1 protein-coding gene is annotated in these 16,490 nt (G+C 46.1%); it reads left to right on the forward strand.

Annotation, left to right across the window (positions count from 1 at the left end):
• Window positions 1-43: 43 nt before the first annotated feature.
• Window positions 44-16,489 (forward strand): non-ribosomal peptide synthetase, encoded by a 16,446-nt coding sequence (locus tag CW370_RS04545; protein ID WP_101169579.1) that lies wholly within the window; start codon window positions 44-46, stop codon window positions 16,487-16,489.
• Window position 16,490 lies beyond the last annotated feature (1 nt).

The following is a 16,490-nucleotide window of genomic DNA, read 5'->3' on the forward strand; positions in this document are numbered from 1 at the left end:
AGGAGAATTAACCATTTCTGAGGTGGAAGAACATCTTAAAGGCATGAAGCGGCAGTTGAAAAGCCCGCTTTCAGAAGGGCAAAAAGGGCTGTGGATGCTTCAAAAAATGTCTCCTGGGATGAGTGCATATAATATTCCTTTATGCTTTCGCTTCAGCAAACCAATACATGCAGAGACGTTCAAGAAAGCCCTTCTGTTTGTACAGAAACAATATCCGGTCTTAGCCAGTGTGATTCAAGAAGAGAATGGCGTTCCATTTCAATCGGTTCAGTTATCAAAGGATCTTTGTTTTGTGGAAGAGGATATATCAGCAATGAAATCAGCAGATATCTTTCCTTTTCTAAAAGAAAAAGCAAAAGAACCTTTCCAGTTGGATGCTGGTCCGTTATGGCGCACACACCTTTTTCATCGGTTAGAAGAATGCATTGTTCTTATAACAATTCACCATATCATATTTGATGGTGTGTCGATGCTGACATTGATATCGGCGCTATTCGAAGCGTATCAACAATTGCTGAATGGGATTGAGCCCTTGCAGCAGCCATTAACGGCTGATTATTACGATTTTGTCGATTGGGAAAAACGGATGCTGACTGGCAGAGAAGGGGAAGAGCATCTCGCTTACTGGAAAGAACAGTTGTCTGGGAGTCTGCCAGTTCTTGATTTGCCTGCTGACCGTCCGCGGTCTTCAGCACGAAAATTCAAGGGGCAAGCTTATAAAAGCTTGCTCCCCCATCACCTGAGAAATCAAATTAAATCGTTTGCCTGCACCAATCATGTGAATGAATCGGTTGTGTTTCTCTCCATTTACAAAGTACTGCTGCATCATTATACAAAACAAAAGGATATCATTGTTGGCGTTCCGACAATGGGTCGGCAAGAAGACAGATTTGAAACCCTAATCGGTTATTTTATCAATATGATGGCTGTTCGGAGCAAGAATATCGGATCTCAGCCATTAACAGCATTTATTCGGGAACTGCAGCTGACAGTGGCTGACGGCCTGGATCATGCGGCGTTTCCGTTCCCTGCATTGGTAAGAGAGCTGAATGTAGACCGCTCGGCCGCGGATTCTCCGGTTTTTCAAACAGCTTTTCTGTACCAAAACTTTTTTCAGGCAACAGGCTTGCAAAAAGTGCTCGAACCGTATCAAACGCTTGGCATCGAATATATTGAAGACATTCGGCAAGAGGGTGAATTTGAGCTGGCGCTCGAAATATATGAGCAAGAAAATGAAACAGTGCTTCATCTTCTGTACAACCCTGATTTGTATGAACTGTCCTCCATTGAAAGCATGATGGAGAACTATATGAAGCTCGCGCAACACATGATGGATGACCCGTCTTTGCCGCTTGAAGCCTACTCTTTGCGATTAAATCAAGAACAAACTAATTTGGTGGAACAATGGAATGCGACAGGGACAAACATCGCAAATGACAAGTGTATACATGAGGTGTTTGAGGAAAAAGCGAAACAAACCCCTGATGCGGTTGCTGTGATGTTTGAAGACAGATCACTTACATATAAAGAAGTAGATGAAAAAAGCACATCTGTGGCAGTCTACCTTCAACATCAGGGTGTTAGACCTGAACAGCCCGTTGGCATTTGTGCAGAGCGTTCGTTTGATATGATCATCGGAATTTTAGGAATACTGAAAGCTGGCGGAGCGTATGTGCCGTTAGATCCAAGTTTTCCGCAAGAACGATTAGAGTACATGCTCAAAGACAGTCAGGCATCCATTGTCCTCACCCAACCTAACGTTCATGATAGGATCAGCGGATTAACTGGCAGCCATGTAAAAGCGATCAATATCGAGTTAGCTTGCCGAAACGGTTATACAGACCAGCAAAGCAGCGGTTTAAAGCGGGAAGTAAAACCGGAACACCTCGCTTATATTATTTATACATCGGGAAGCACCGGAGAGCCTAAAGGGGTTATGGTAGAGCATCGGAGCATTATGAATACCCTGAATTTTCTTGAATCTCACTATCCTGTAACGGCTGAGGATGCATATTTATTGAAGACGAACTATGTGTTTGATGTATCGATCTCAGAATTATTCGGATGGTTTATTGGAGACGGCCGTCTAGTGATTCTTCCGCCTAATGGGGAGAAATCACCGCAGCTTTGCATGGATTATATTGAAACATATAAAGTGACTCACATTAATTTTGTGCCGGCCATGCTGCATGTTTTTTTAGAAATGGCGAAAGACAACAAGCGATTCACAGAGGACGGTCCGCTGAAGTATATGATGGTTGCAGGTGAAGCCTTCCCTAAAGAATTAGTGAAAAAGACGGTATCGCTCTTTACAAACTGCCGTGTTGAAAATATATACGGACCGACGGAAGCCTCCATTTACGCTGCGTATTTCGGATGCGGAAAAGGAGATATCGCAAGTCACCATACACCGATTGGAAAGCCTGTTTCCAACACGAAAATTTATATTGTGGACCAGCATTTGAAGCCTGTCCCGATCGGAAAGCCTGGTGAGCTTTGCATCGCTGGAGCCGGCTTGGCAAGAGGCTACTTTAAAAAGCCGGGGCTTACGGCTGAAAAATTTATTGATAATCCCTTTGAACCAGGGACGAAGCTATATAAATCGGGTGATTCAGCAAGGTGGCTTCCTGACGGCAACATAGAATACTTGGGACGGATTGACAGCCAAGTCAAAATACGCGGTTTTCGCGTCGAGCTGGGCGCAATAGAAACAAAGCTGAGTGAATTTCCGGGCATTTTAGATCAGGCGGTAGTGGTGAAGCAGCTGGAGGGCCATCAACAGCTCGCTGCTTATTATACAGAGGAAAGCGGACATGCCTCTGCCAATCCAAAAGATTTGCGCCTTCATCTAAAATCGAGTCTGCCTGAATATATGATACCTTCACACTTTATCCGCTTAGATGAACTTCCATTATCGCCCAGCGGAAAAGTGAACCGTAAAGAATTAGAAAAACGCGAGATCGTGTTCAACAGAAGGAAACCAAATCACTTGCAATTAACGGAAATAGAGGATCAGGTGCTGCGCATTTGGGAGGAAACGCTCAAGGTCAGCGGATTTGGGCCGGAAGACGGATTTTTCGATGCGGGCGGCGATTCGCTTCTGGCTGTAGCTGTGGCTGAACGAATCAAAAAAGAATTCGATTGTGAGTTTCATGTTACTGAGCTGTTTGAGTTTTCCACGATCCGTGCAATCAGTGAATACATTTTGGAGATGAAAAACTCAGATCTAGCCGGGACACAAAATGAAGATCATTATGATATCAAAAAAGATAGAAAACACCTAGAACAGAAGATTCCCCCTTATTTTGATGACAGTGTTGCGATTGTGGGGATATCTTGCCAGTTCCCGGGTGCGAAAAATCATCATGACTTCTGGAACCACATCAAAGAAGGCAAAGAAAGCATACGATTCTTTTCTGAAGAAGAGCTTCGCGCAAATGGAGTTCCCGAAGAATTGATACAGCATCCTGACTATGTGCCTGTGCAATCTGTGATCGAAGGGAAAGACTTATTCGATCCCGGTTTCTTTCAAATCTCGCCAAAAGATGCTGAGTATATGGACCCTCAGCTCCGCCTCTTATTGCTGCACTCCTGGAAAGCGATTGAAGATGCAGGATATGTGGCTAAGGAGATTCCGGCAACAAGTGTATATATGTCTGCAAGCAGCAATTCATATAGAACGTTATTGCCGAAGGAGACAACAGAAGGACATGAATCACCGGATGGCTATGTCTCATGGGTTTTAGCCCAAAGCGGAACCATTCCCACAATGATCTCACATAAGCTCGGATTAAAAGGGCCAAGCTATTTTGTTCATTCTAACTGTTCTTCATCACTAGTCGGTTTATATCAAGCATACAAAAGCCTGACATCGGGCGAATCACAATATGCGCTTGTCGGAGGCGCAACATTGCACGCACAATCAGCGATCGGCTACGTGCACCAAAACGGGTTGAATTTTTCAAGCGACGGGCATGTGAAGGCGTTCGATGCTTCGGCGGACGGAATGGCCGGAGGTGAAGGCGTAGCAGTCATCCTGCTGAAAAAAGCTGTGGATGCCGTAAAAGACGGAGACCATATTTATGCCATTATGCGCGGAATAGGTATCAATAATGATGGGGCAGAGAAGGCAGGCTTCTATGCGCCTAGTGTAAAAGGCCAAACAGAAGTGATACAGCATGTATTGGATACAACCAAGATCCATCCTGAAACGGTCAGTTATATTGAAGCACACGGGACGGGAACGAAATTAGGCGATCCTATTGAAATGTCTGCTCTAAATAAAGTGTACAAGCAATACACCGACAAAACACAATTTTGCGGAATTGGTTCAGTGAAAACGAATATTGGCCATTTGGATACAGCTGCGGGGTTAGCCGGATGCATTAAAGTTGCGATGAGTTTATACCATAATGAACTTGCACCGACCATCAATTGTACGGAGCCGAATCCGGATATAAAGTTTGAAAGCTCTCCTTTTTATGTTGTCCGTGAACGAAAATCGTTAGAGAAACACGCAGGTGTCCATCGGGCGGCTCTGAGCTCATTCGGCCTTGGCGGAACTAACGCCCATGCAATATTTGAGCAATATGAAAACATTTCTGATGCAGGTACCGAAAACGAAGGCAATCAGCCTTACATCATTCCTATATCAGCAAAAAATAGTGAACGGCTCCAAGTATACGCGAAGGAAATGCTGTCCTATATCAGTCAAGACGAGCAAAGGCATTTCTCTTTAAGAGATATTGCATATACCTTCCAAGTCGGCCGTGAAGCAATGGATAACAGGATCGTTTTTATAGTGAACGATCTGGAAGAGTGGAAACATCAGCTGGAAGCTTTTGTGACTGGAAAGCCGCTCGCAGAAGGCTGTATTCAAGGAGAAAAAACGAGAATGACATCCGCTGAACAGCTGCTTGGAAATGCTGAAGCAGATGATATGGCTTCATCGCGGATATCAAAAGAAGAATTGAGAAAGATTGCCGAGATGTGGGCAAATGGCTTTCACGTTGAATGGCGCAGGCTCTATCCAAATATAAAGCCACGCCGCATCAGCTTGCCGACATACCCTTTTGCCGAAGAACGATACTGGCCTGAAAGCAGCACCGGCGCTATCACAACAATTGAACCATCTCGTTTGCATCCTTTGGTGCACCATAATACATCGGTTCTGTCAGAGCAGCGTTTCAGCTCCATTTTCACAGGACAAGAGTATTTTATTGCCGAGCATATCATTAAAGGCATGGCGATTTTGCCGGCGGCGGTCACGCTTGAAATGGCAAGAGCCGCTATAGAACAAGGAATTGGCGGATTGGAAGATCATGAAACTGGAATCAGGCTGAAAAATGTCGTGTGGGTTCGCCCGGTTGTAGCAGGAAGTGAGCCGGTTCAGGTAAATATCGGACTTTACGATGAAGATGGCGGACACATTGCTTATCGGATGTATGGTGAGCCGGAATCCGCTGATGCAGAACCAGTTGTATATAACCAAGGTATAGCGGAATTGATTCAGTTAAAGCGAGAAAAAGCACTGGATCTTTCTAAGATCAAGAAACAATTTGATCAAAGCAGAATGGATGCTGCCTCGTTTTATGAAGGGATGATCGGCGCCGATTACGGTCCAGGTTACAAGAGTGTAGAGGCCGTATATAAAGGCGACGGCCAGCTGCTTGCCAAATTATCACTGCCAGAATCTGTTGCACATACGTTGGGCGATTATGTTCTTCATCCAAGTGTAATGGACGGGGCGTTACAGGCGGCTGAATATTTGCAAAATGTCGTCAGAGCGGAACTTTCAGACACTGAAGACTTTAAGGCAGCACTGCCATTTGCCCTGGAGGAACTTGAGGTCTTTCGTCAGTGCGTTTCTGATATGTGGGTTTATGTTCAATTCAACTCGAAAAACAAACCAGGAGATTTGATACAGAAAGTCGATATTCACCTATGCGATGAGCATGGCATGATCTGCGTGCGGCTGAAAGGATTTTCGACGAGAGTGATGGAGGCAGATATACAAACCGAACCATCAAAAATCAACGCTGAAACTTTATTGTTTCAGCCCGTTTGGCAAGAACAAAAGGCTGCTGACGGCTTAGCTGCAAAAAAATATGCAGAGCATCTCGTGTTCCTCTGTGAATATGACAATGAGACGAGAGAACAGATTGAAGCAGCCATCGAGGATGTCCATGTATACAGCCTGGAAGCAAGGCCTTCTTCAGTAGATGGGCGTTTCCATTCTTATACAGAACAAGTGTTTAAAAAGGTACAAGAGATCATTCGTACGAAACCGAAAGACGGCATTCTCGTTCAGATCGTGACCTCTGCCGAGGGAGAACAGCAATTGTTTTCAGGGTTGACAGGACTGCTGAAAACAGCTTGTCAGGAAAATGCCAAACTAACCGGCCAAATGATTGAAGTCAGCAGTGAAGAAAGTGGAGAAAGCATTGCTGGCAAACTGTTAGAAAATCAAATGAGCAGCGATTCATATGTCAAATATCAAAACGGGACACGGTATATTGCTGATTGGCGTGAAATCAAACAGGCAAAAGGAGACGGCAGCAAACCGTGGAAAGACAATGGCGTTTATCTCATTACAGGAGGTGCCGGCGGACTAGGTCATATTTTTGCAAAGGAAATTGCGGAACAAACGAAAAATGCGACAGTCATTCTGGCGGGCCGCTCACCTCTTAGCGAAAGCAAAAGCAAAAAGCTGGAAGAGCTTCATAGCAAGGGGGCTGACATCACCTACCGGCAAACAGATGTTACCAATAAAATTGAAGTCTATCAGCTCATTGACGACATTCAAAAAAGATATGGCCGTCTGAACGGTATTCTTCATAGTGCCGGAATCATCAAGGACAGCTACCTGGTTAATAAACAGGCGAAAGATCTGCACGATGTACTGGCGCCTAAAGTAAAAGGGCTTGTTTATCTAGACGAAGCGAGCAAGGATTTGCCTTTAGACTTCTTTATTCTCTTTTCATCTCTTTCAGGAAGTTTAGGGAGCATTGGCCAGTCTGACTATGCGGCAGCCAATGTATTTATGGATATGTATGCAGGCTATCGAAATCGGCTTGCCGACCTCAGCCAGCGGCATGGGAAGACGCTTTCTGTAAACTGGCCTTTATGGAGAGATGGAGGCATGCAGGTCGATCAAGAAACTGAGAAAAGGCTTGTACAACTGGCCGGTATTGTTCCTATGAGGGCGGAAAAAGGAATTCAGGCATTATATCAAGCACTTCATTCAGAGGCAAACCAAGTAATGGTGATCGAAGGCGATGTGCAGAAAATAAAACAAAACATGCTGGCAAAAAACGCCTCCGCACCTATGGAAAAGAAGGAAGCAGAACACATGACTGAACAAATAAATAGCATTGATACAGACAGTTTGCTGGATAAAGTAAAGGCGATGTTAAAGCGAGAGATCGCCAAGCTGTTAAAGGTCAAGCTTGAAACGATTGATGATCATGCCGAGATGACGGTGTATGGTTTTGATTCTATCTCCATGACTGAATTCACCAACCATATCAATCGCGCCTATCAGTTAGAGCTGACGCCAACCGTATTTTTTGACCACCCGACGATTCATGCGTTTGGCAAGCATTTGTCAGAAGAGTATCAATCGGTATTTGCGAAGACATTTGCTGTGCGCGCTGCATCGGCTAAGATTCAGCCTGCTGCGAAACAGGAACAAGCCGTGCGTGCCAAAGCTAAAAGACGCAGAAAGCAGCAAGTCATGCTGCCAAACGCCATACAGAGTGATGCAGGGCCTGAGCCAATTGCCATTGTGGGCATAAGCGGGATTTTCCCTATGGCGAAAGATGTTGAGGCGTACTGGAACATCTTAAAAGAGGGCAAAGACTGCATGACGGAAATCCCGAAAGATCGCTGGGATTGGCGTGAATATGAAGGTGATCCGGCGAAGGAAGTCAATAAAACGAACGTGAAATGGGGCGGCTTTATTGACGGTATTGCAGATTTTGATCCATTATTCTTTGGCATTTCCCCGCGTGAAGCTGAACAAATGGAACCACAGCAGCGCTTACTGCTGACTTACGCCTGGAAAGCGATCGAAGATGCAGGATATTCGGCGAAAAGGTTGTCAGGCACAAAGACCGGCGTCTTCATCGGAACGGGAAATACAGGATACAGCTCTCTTCTATCTAAAGCGAACTCGGCAATAGAAGGATCAGCGGCAGCCAATACGAGCCCATCGGTCGGTCCGAACCGGGTCAGTTATTTCCTTAATCTGCACGGGCCGAGCGAACCGATTGATACAGCGTGCTCAAGTTCACTAGTGGCGATCCACCATGCCATCTCTTCAATTGAGGAAGGCACTTGTGACATGGCATTAGCCGGCGGTGTAAATACGATTATCCTTCCTGAGGTGTATATCAGCTTTGATAAGGCGGGAGCACTGAGCAAAGAAGGAAAATGCAAGACGTTTTCAAATCAAGCCGATGGTTTTGCGCATGGAGAAGGTGCCGGCATACTGTTCCTGAAAAAATTAAAAGCGGCTGAAGAAGCGGGAGACCACATTTACGGAGTCATAAAAGGCAGTGCAATCAATCACGGCGGCCGTGCAGCCTCTTTAACGACTCCCAATCCGAAGGCGCAGGCAGATGTTATTCAGTCGGCATATCAAAAAGCGGGAATCGATCCGAAAACCGTGACCTACATTGAAGCCCACGGAACCGGGACGGAGCTTGGAGACCCGGTTGAAATTAACGGTTTGAAATCAGCTTTTAAAGCATTGGGTGTAAATGAAGGAGACACATCAGTCAATCCTTACTGCGGTTTAGGTTCTGTAAAGACAAACATCGGCCACTTATCGCTGGCAGCCGGTGCAGCAGGAGTTATTAAAATATTATTGCAGCTTAAGCATAAAACCTTAGTGAAAAGTCTGCATTGCGAAACCGTGAATCCATACATTCAGCTGAAAAACAGTCCGTTCTATATCGTACGGGAAACGGAAGAATGGAAAGCGCTGAAAAATGAACGGGGAGAAGAGCTTCCTCGCCGGGCAGGTGTCAGTTCATTTGGAATCGGCGGGGTAAACGCCCACGTGATTATCGAGGAATATATTCCGGAAGCATCCGATGAGAATATACCATCCATCACGCCGGAACATCCGGGTATCTTCGTTTTATCGGCTAAAAATAAAGCGCGGCTAAAAGAACATGCACAGCAGCTGGCAGATGCGCTTGATAAGCAAACATATAGTGACGTAAATCTCGCCCGAATCGCTTATACACTGCAAGCCGGACGGGATGCGATGGAAGAACGTCTCGGGATTATTTCCGGTTCCATTGAGGATTTACAGCAAAAGTTAAAAGACTTTGCAGCGGAGAAAAGCGGTGTGGAGGATGTATTTAAAGGCAGGATTGATAAAGGCACACTCCAAATGCTGACAGAGGACGAAGAGATTCAAGAAGCCGTCGAGAAATGGATGGAACGGGGAAAGTATGCAAAATTGCTTGAATTATGGGTAAAAGGGCTTGATGTAGACTGGACGAAATTGTATGGCGAGAATCTGCCAAAGCGCATCAGCTTGCCGACGTATCCTTTCGCAAAAGACCGTTATTGGATCTCTGATCATATTGAAAAAAGCGGCAGCATTGATGCAAATCAAGCAGCCTCCCGCCTTGGCGGAGCCGTGCTGCATCCATTAATGCATCAAAACACATCGAATCTCTCGGAACAAAGGTTTAGCTCTATTTATACGGGAGAAGAGTTTTTCCTTGCTGATCATGTTGTGAAAGGCCAACGGATTTTGCCGGGAGTGGCTCATCTTGAATTGGCGCGGGCAGCTGTTGAGCAGGCCGCAGAGGTACAAGGTGTACCGTGTACCATGAAGCTAAAGAATGCGGTGTGGGTGCGGCCTATTGTTGTAGAGGATCAGCCGCAGCAAGTACACATTAGGCTTTTACCGGGAGAAAATGGTGAGATCTCTTATGAAATCTATGGTCATTCAGACGTTACTGGCGAACAGTCAATCGTCTACAGTCAAGGCAGCGCGGTATTGAATCCTGCTGAAAATTTGCCGGCGGTTGATTTGCAATCTCTGCGGGAGCAGTGTCAGGAAAGCCATTTCAGCGTAAACGAAGTATACGACACCTATCGAATGATTGGATTTGAATATGGTCCTGCTTATCGCGGAGTGAAAAAAATCTATACAGCTGAACAATTTGTTTTGGCAAAATTGTCATTGCATCCGTCAGCTGCAGATACGCTCAGCCAATACAAAATGCACCCTGGGCTGATGGATTCTGCTTTGCAGGCGTCAAGCATTTTGACAGGCGCCGGGGATAACCAGCTGACACTGCCTTTTGCGGTCCAGGAGCTTGAAGTCTTCGGAGCATGTTCGTCAGAAATGTGGGTATACGCAAGATACAGCCAAGGCAGCAAGGCAACTGATAAGGTGCAAAAGCGCGATATTGATATTTTAGATGAGAGCGGCAATGTTTGCGTACGGATGAAAGGATTATCTTTCAGAGCAGCGGAAGGCGGCTCTGGATCGGCGGAATCTGATCAAACGCTGGAAACCCTGATGTTTGAAGAAAAATGGGTGCCTAAGGATTTTAAAAAAGAAAGTCCTGAGCCTCATTACGAACGGCACATTGTCATGCTTTGTGACATGAATGGCCTCTCAAAAGACCGCATTGAATCAAGATTGACAGGAGCGGAATGCATCGTTTTGGAGTCATTCCGCGAAGGACTTGCAGAGAGGTTCCAAGATTATGCCGAACAAGCGCTTGAGACGGTTCAGGGTCTTCTCAAAAGCAGACCTCAGGGCAATGTTCTGATCCAGCTGCTTACCTCTGCACAAAGAAAGCAGTACTCATTCTCAGGGCTATCGGCGCTCCTTAAAACTGCCGGCTTGGAGAATAAAAAACTAATCGGCCAGACGATTGAAATCGATTCACATGAAAATATTGAAAGTGTGATAGAAAAACTGAAAGAGAATAAAAGGCACACAGAAGATCAGCACATCAAATATGAAAAAGGCAAACGGTACATCAATGATCTGGATGAAATGCAAATAGATGATCGGGAAATAAGCATGCCGTGGAGAGATAAAGGTGTATACCTCATCACGGGCGGCGCAGGAGGACTTGGGTTTATTTTTGCAAAAGAGATTGCTCGTCAAGCCGAACAGCCTGTGCTCATTCTGACAGGCAGATCCGCGTTGAATGCGGATCAGCAGGCGGAGCTTAACGAACTTCAGCAATTAGGGGCTCGCGCAGAATACAGGCAGGTTGACGTGACACAAACCGAAGCAGCCTCCGAGCTTATCACAAGCATTACGTCTGATTACGAAGACTTGAATGGTGTCATTCACAGCGCTGGGCTGATTAAAGATAACTATCTTATGAGCAAAACCAATGAAGAGCTGACACAAGTTCTCGCTCCTAAGGTGAAAGGGCTTGTGAATGTGGATGAGGCAACCGAGCATCTTGCGTTAGATTTCTTTATCCTCTTTTCTTCAATATCAAGTGTTGCCGGCAGCGCGGGACAGGCCGATTATGCAATGGCTAATGCATTTATGGACAGTTATGCTGCTTATCGGAATGCGCTTGTAACCGCCATGTACAGGCACGGACAAACGTTGTCAATCAATTGGCCGCTCTGGAAAGAAGGCGGCATGCGCGCGAATAAAGAAATTGAAAACATGACGTTGAAAAACACAGGTGTGACTCCAATGCGGACCGAGACCGGCATTCAAGCGCTGTATAAAGCTTTGGCATTTGGCAAAGATCAAGTCATCGTCATGGAAGGAATCAAAGACATGATGAGGGAAAAGCTGACTCAAAAGCCGTCTTCTGATGATGTACCGGTGACATCTGAATCAAGAATGGATCAAGGGAATATGTTTGACCACATTCAAGAAGTTTTAAAGCAAACAATCTCTCAATTGCTCAAAATCAAACCTGAAGAGATTGACCCGGACATGGAGTTTAATCAATATGGATTTGATTCGATTACGTTAACTGAATTCGCAAATACACTGAATGAGAAGTACAAGCTGGATCTTACGCCTACGATCTTCTTTGAGCATGCAACTGTTTATGCATTTGCAGGGTTTCTGTCAGAAGAATATCCAAATGCTTTTACAGCTCAAACGCCTGCCAAAGCTGAGGTGCTGATGCAGCCTGTCGAACAGAATATAAAAAATATGACGTTTTCGACTGAAAACCGCTTTGTAAAACCTTCGGTAACACCAATGCAAAAGGAAGCTGATCACAAGCCTGAGCCTATTGCGATTGTTGGGATGAGCGGCGTTTTCCCAAAGGCAAAAGACGTTGAGGAATATTGGAAGAACCTGTCATTGGGCACGGATTGTATTACAGAGGTTCCAAAAGACCGCTGGGATTGGCAGGAGTATTACGGGGACCCTCTGAAAGAAGCGAATAAAACAAACGTCAAATGGGGCGGTTTTATTGATGAAGTAGCTGACTTTGATCCATTGTTCTTCGGCATATCTCCGCTGGAGGCTGAGCAGATGGAGCCTCAGCAGCGCCTGTTAATGACCTATGCGTGGAAGGCGGTAGAAGAAGCGGGACACTCAGCGAGAAGCCTGGCAGGAACCAAAACGGGCATCTTCATCGGGACAGGAAACACAGGGTACAGTTCACTTCTGTCAAATGTAGACATCGAAGGCTCAGCGGCTGCGAATATGAGTCCTTCTGCAGGACCGAATAGAGTCAGTTATTTCCTGAACATTCATGGACCGAGTGAACCGATCGACACTGCGTGCTCAAGCTCTTTGGTCGCCATTCATCATGCGGTTTGCGCCATTGAAAATGGAAACTGTGAAATGGCGATTGCGGGAGGGGTCAACACGGTCGTAACTCCGCAAGGCCATATCGCCTATGATAAAGCCGGGGCGCTGAGCAAAGAAGGAAGATGCAAAACATTTTCTGACAAAGCCGATGGATTCGCAGTCAGTGAAGGTGCCGGCATTCTCTTTCTGAAAAAGCTGACAGCGGCTGAACGAGACGGTGATCATATTTACGGTGTCATTAAAGGAAGTGCGGTAAACCACGGTGGCCGCGCAAATTCTCTAACGACTCCTAATCCGAAAGCTCAGGCGGATGTCGTAAAAACAGCATATGAAAAAGCGGGAATTGATCCAAGAACCGTAACTTATATTGAAGCGCATGGGACTGGAACCGAGCTGGGCGATCCAGTAGAAATCAACGGCTTAAAAGCGGCATTTAAAGAGCTGTATGAAAAAACGGGGGACCCGGCTGTTCATGGCAGCCATTGCGGACTTGGGTCAGCGAAAACAAACATCGGTCACTTATCGCTGGCGGCCGGTGTGGCGGGTGTCATTAAAGTGTTATTGCAGCTCAAGCATAAAACGCTTGTCAAAAGTCTGTACAGTGAAACTGTTAATCCATATATCAGACTGGATGACAGCCCGTTTTATATTGTGCAGGAATCGAGAGAGTGGCAGGCGCTTCGTGATGAAGCCGGCCGAGAGCTGCCGCGCCGCGCAGGTATCAGTTCGTTCGGGATAGGCGGCGTCAATGCCCACGTGGTCATTGAGGAATATATTCCGAAAGAAACAACCCATCCTGCAACAGCACCAGCTGTGACAGCACAGCACCCGGGCATCTTTATTTTGTCGGCAAAGGATGAAGGTCGTCTGAAAGACCAAGCCCGGCAATTAGCAGACTTTATCAGCAAGCGATCTATCACTGCTCGTGACCTCACTGATATTGCTTATACACTCCAAGAGGGGCGTGATGCAATGGAGGAGAGATTAGGGATCATCGCTGTCTCGACTGGGGACTTGCTGGAAAAACTGAACCTCTTTATAGAAGGGGGCACCAATGTGAAGTACATGTACAGAGGCAGAGCAGAAAAAGGTATCGCACAAACATTGAGATCAGATGACGAAGTACAGAAAACGCTCAACAATAGCTGGGAGCCTCACATATATGAAAGACTGCTTGATTTATGGGTAAAAGGCATGGAAATAGGCTGGTGTAAACTGTATGACGGCAAACAGCCGAAACGCATAAGCCTCCCTACCTATCCATTTGCGAAAGAACGCTACTGGATAACGGATACGAAAGAGGAGGCAGCCGCCCATCAAACAGCTTTAAAAACAGTCGAATCAGCAGCTTTGCATCCATTGATACATGTCAACACATCTGATTTGTCAGAGCAGCGTTTCAGCTCGGCCTTTACAGGTGCTGAGTTCTTTTTCGCCGATCATAAGGTGAAGGGAAAACCGGTTATGCCGGGCGTGGCATATCTTGAGATGGTTCATGCTGCCGTTACAAGAGCAGTGAGAAGAACCGAAGATCAACAATCTGTTATTCACATCAAAAATGTTGTGTGGGTGCAGCCGATTGTGGCGGACGGCCAGCCTGTGCAAGTGGATATCAGTCTAAATCCCCAGCAGGACGGCGAGATTGCTTTTAACGTCTATACAGAGGCTGCACATAATGATCGAAAGATACATTGTCAAGGCAGTGCTTCAATCCGTGGGGCAGGAGACATTCCAGTCCAGGATATCAGCGTGCTTCAAGATCAATGCAGTTTAAGCACACTCTCACACGACCAGTGTTATGAATTGTTTAAGGCGATCGGCATTGACTACGGACCTGGTTTTCAAGGGATAGATCGGCTTTACATCGGCCGCAATCAAGCCTTGGCAGAGCTTTCTCTGCCTGCTGGTGTAACTCACACACTGAATGAATTCGTTCTTCATCCAAGTATGGCCGATTCTGCTTTACAAGCGTCGATCGGGCTAAAGCTGAATTCCGGTGACGAGCAGCTTTCTCTGCCTTTTGCGCTGCAAGAGCTAGAAATATTCAGCCCGTGTACAAATAAAATGTGGGTGTCTGTGACATCTCGTCCTAATGAGGACAAAATACAGAGACTGGATATTGATTTGTGTGATGAACAAGGCCGAGTGTGTGTAAGAATCAAGGGGATTACCTCAAGGCTGCTGGAAGAAGGCATACAACCGCCAGACGGGCCGACATCACTAGGAAACTCCAAAGCAACTCTTAACGGAGCGCTTCTTATGGCGCCGATATGGGATCGAGTGCAGCTGGAGAAGAGGATCATTTCGCCTGCTGATGAGCGTGTTGTCATCCTCGGAGGGGATGACAACAGCAGAAAAGCTGTTCAAAGGCAGATCCCGTTTGCCAAGGAGCTGTCCATTGAGCCGAACGCATCAATTCATAGAATTGCAGGCCAGCTTGAAGCACTCGGATCGTTTGACCACATCGTGTGGATGTCTCCTTCTCGTGTGACAGAGTGCGAAGTCGGCGATGAAATGATTGAAGCCCAAGATCAAGGCGTCATTCAAATGTATAGGCTCATTAAGGCAATGCTCTCTTTAGGCTATGGACAGAAGGAGATAAGCTGGACGGTCGTGACGGTGAATACACAATATGTTGATCAGCATGATATTGTCGACCCGGTCGATGCCGGGGTACACGGCCTGATCGGTTCAATGTCAAAAGAATATCCAAATTGGCAGACAAAGCTGATCGATGTTAAAAAATACGAAGATCTGCCGTTATCTCAACTCCTTTCCTTGCCTGCCGATCAAGAAGGGAATACGTGGGCCTATCGAGACAAGGTCTGGCATAAGCTTCGTCTAATTCCAGTACACAACAATCAACCGGTGCACACGAAGTATAAGCACGGAGGCGTTTATGTTGTCATAGGCGGAGCTGGAGGTATTGGTGAGGCGTGGAGTGAATATATGATCAGAACATATCAGGCGCAGATCGTTTGGATTGGCAGAAGGAAAAAGGATGCAGCCATTCAAAGCAAGCTGGACAGACTTGCACGTCTAGGGCCAGCCCCGTATTACATTCAAGCAGATGCGGCTAACCGAGAGGAATTTGAACGCGCGTATGAAACAATGAAACAAACGCATCGAGAAATCAACGGTGTCATTCATTCTGCGATTGTCTTACAAGACCGAAGCCTGATGAATATGAGTGAGGAATGTTTCAGAAACGTTCTTGCTGCAAAAGTTGATGTAAGCGTGCGAATGGCCCAAGTTTTCCGGCATGAACCACTGGATTTTGTTTTGTTTTTCTCTTCCGTACAATCGTTTGCAAGAGCTTCCGGACAAAGCAACTACGCTGCGGGCTGCAGTTTTAAGGATGCTTTTGCACAACGGCTTTCTCAAGTATGGCCTTGTACAGTAGCCGTGATGAATTGGAGTTATTGGGGAAGCATTGGTGTTGTTTCATCACCGGATTACCAGAAGAGAATGGCTCAGGCAGGCATAGGCTCAATTGAAGCCCCTGAAGCAATGGAAGCTTTGGAATTGCTGCTCGGGGGACCGCTGAAGCAGCTAGTGATGATGAAAATGGCAAACGAAACGAATGATGAAGCGGAACAGACAGAAGAAACGATTGAAGTGTACCCGGAAACTCACGGCTCAGCCATTCAAAAGCTGCGAAGCTATCACCCGGGTGACAGCACAAAGATTCAACAACTGTTATAGG

Source organism: Bacillus sp. SN32 (assembly GCF_002837495.1).
Lineage (GTDB): Bacteria > Bacillota > Bacilli > Bacillales > Bacillaceae > Bacillus > Bacillus subtilis.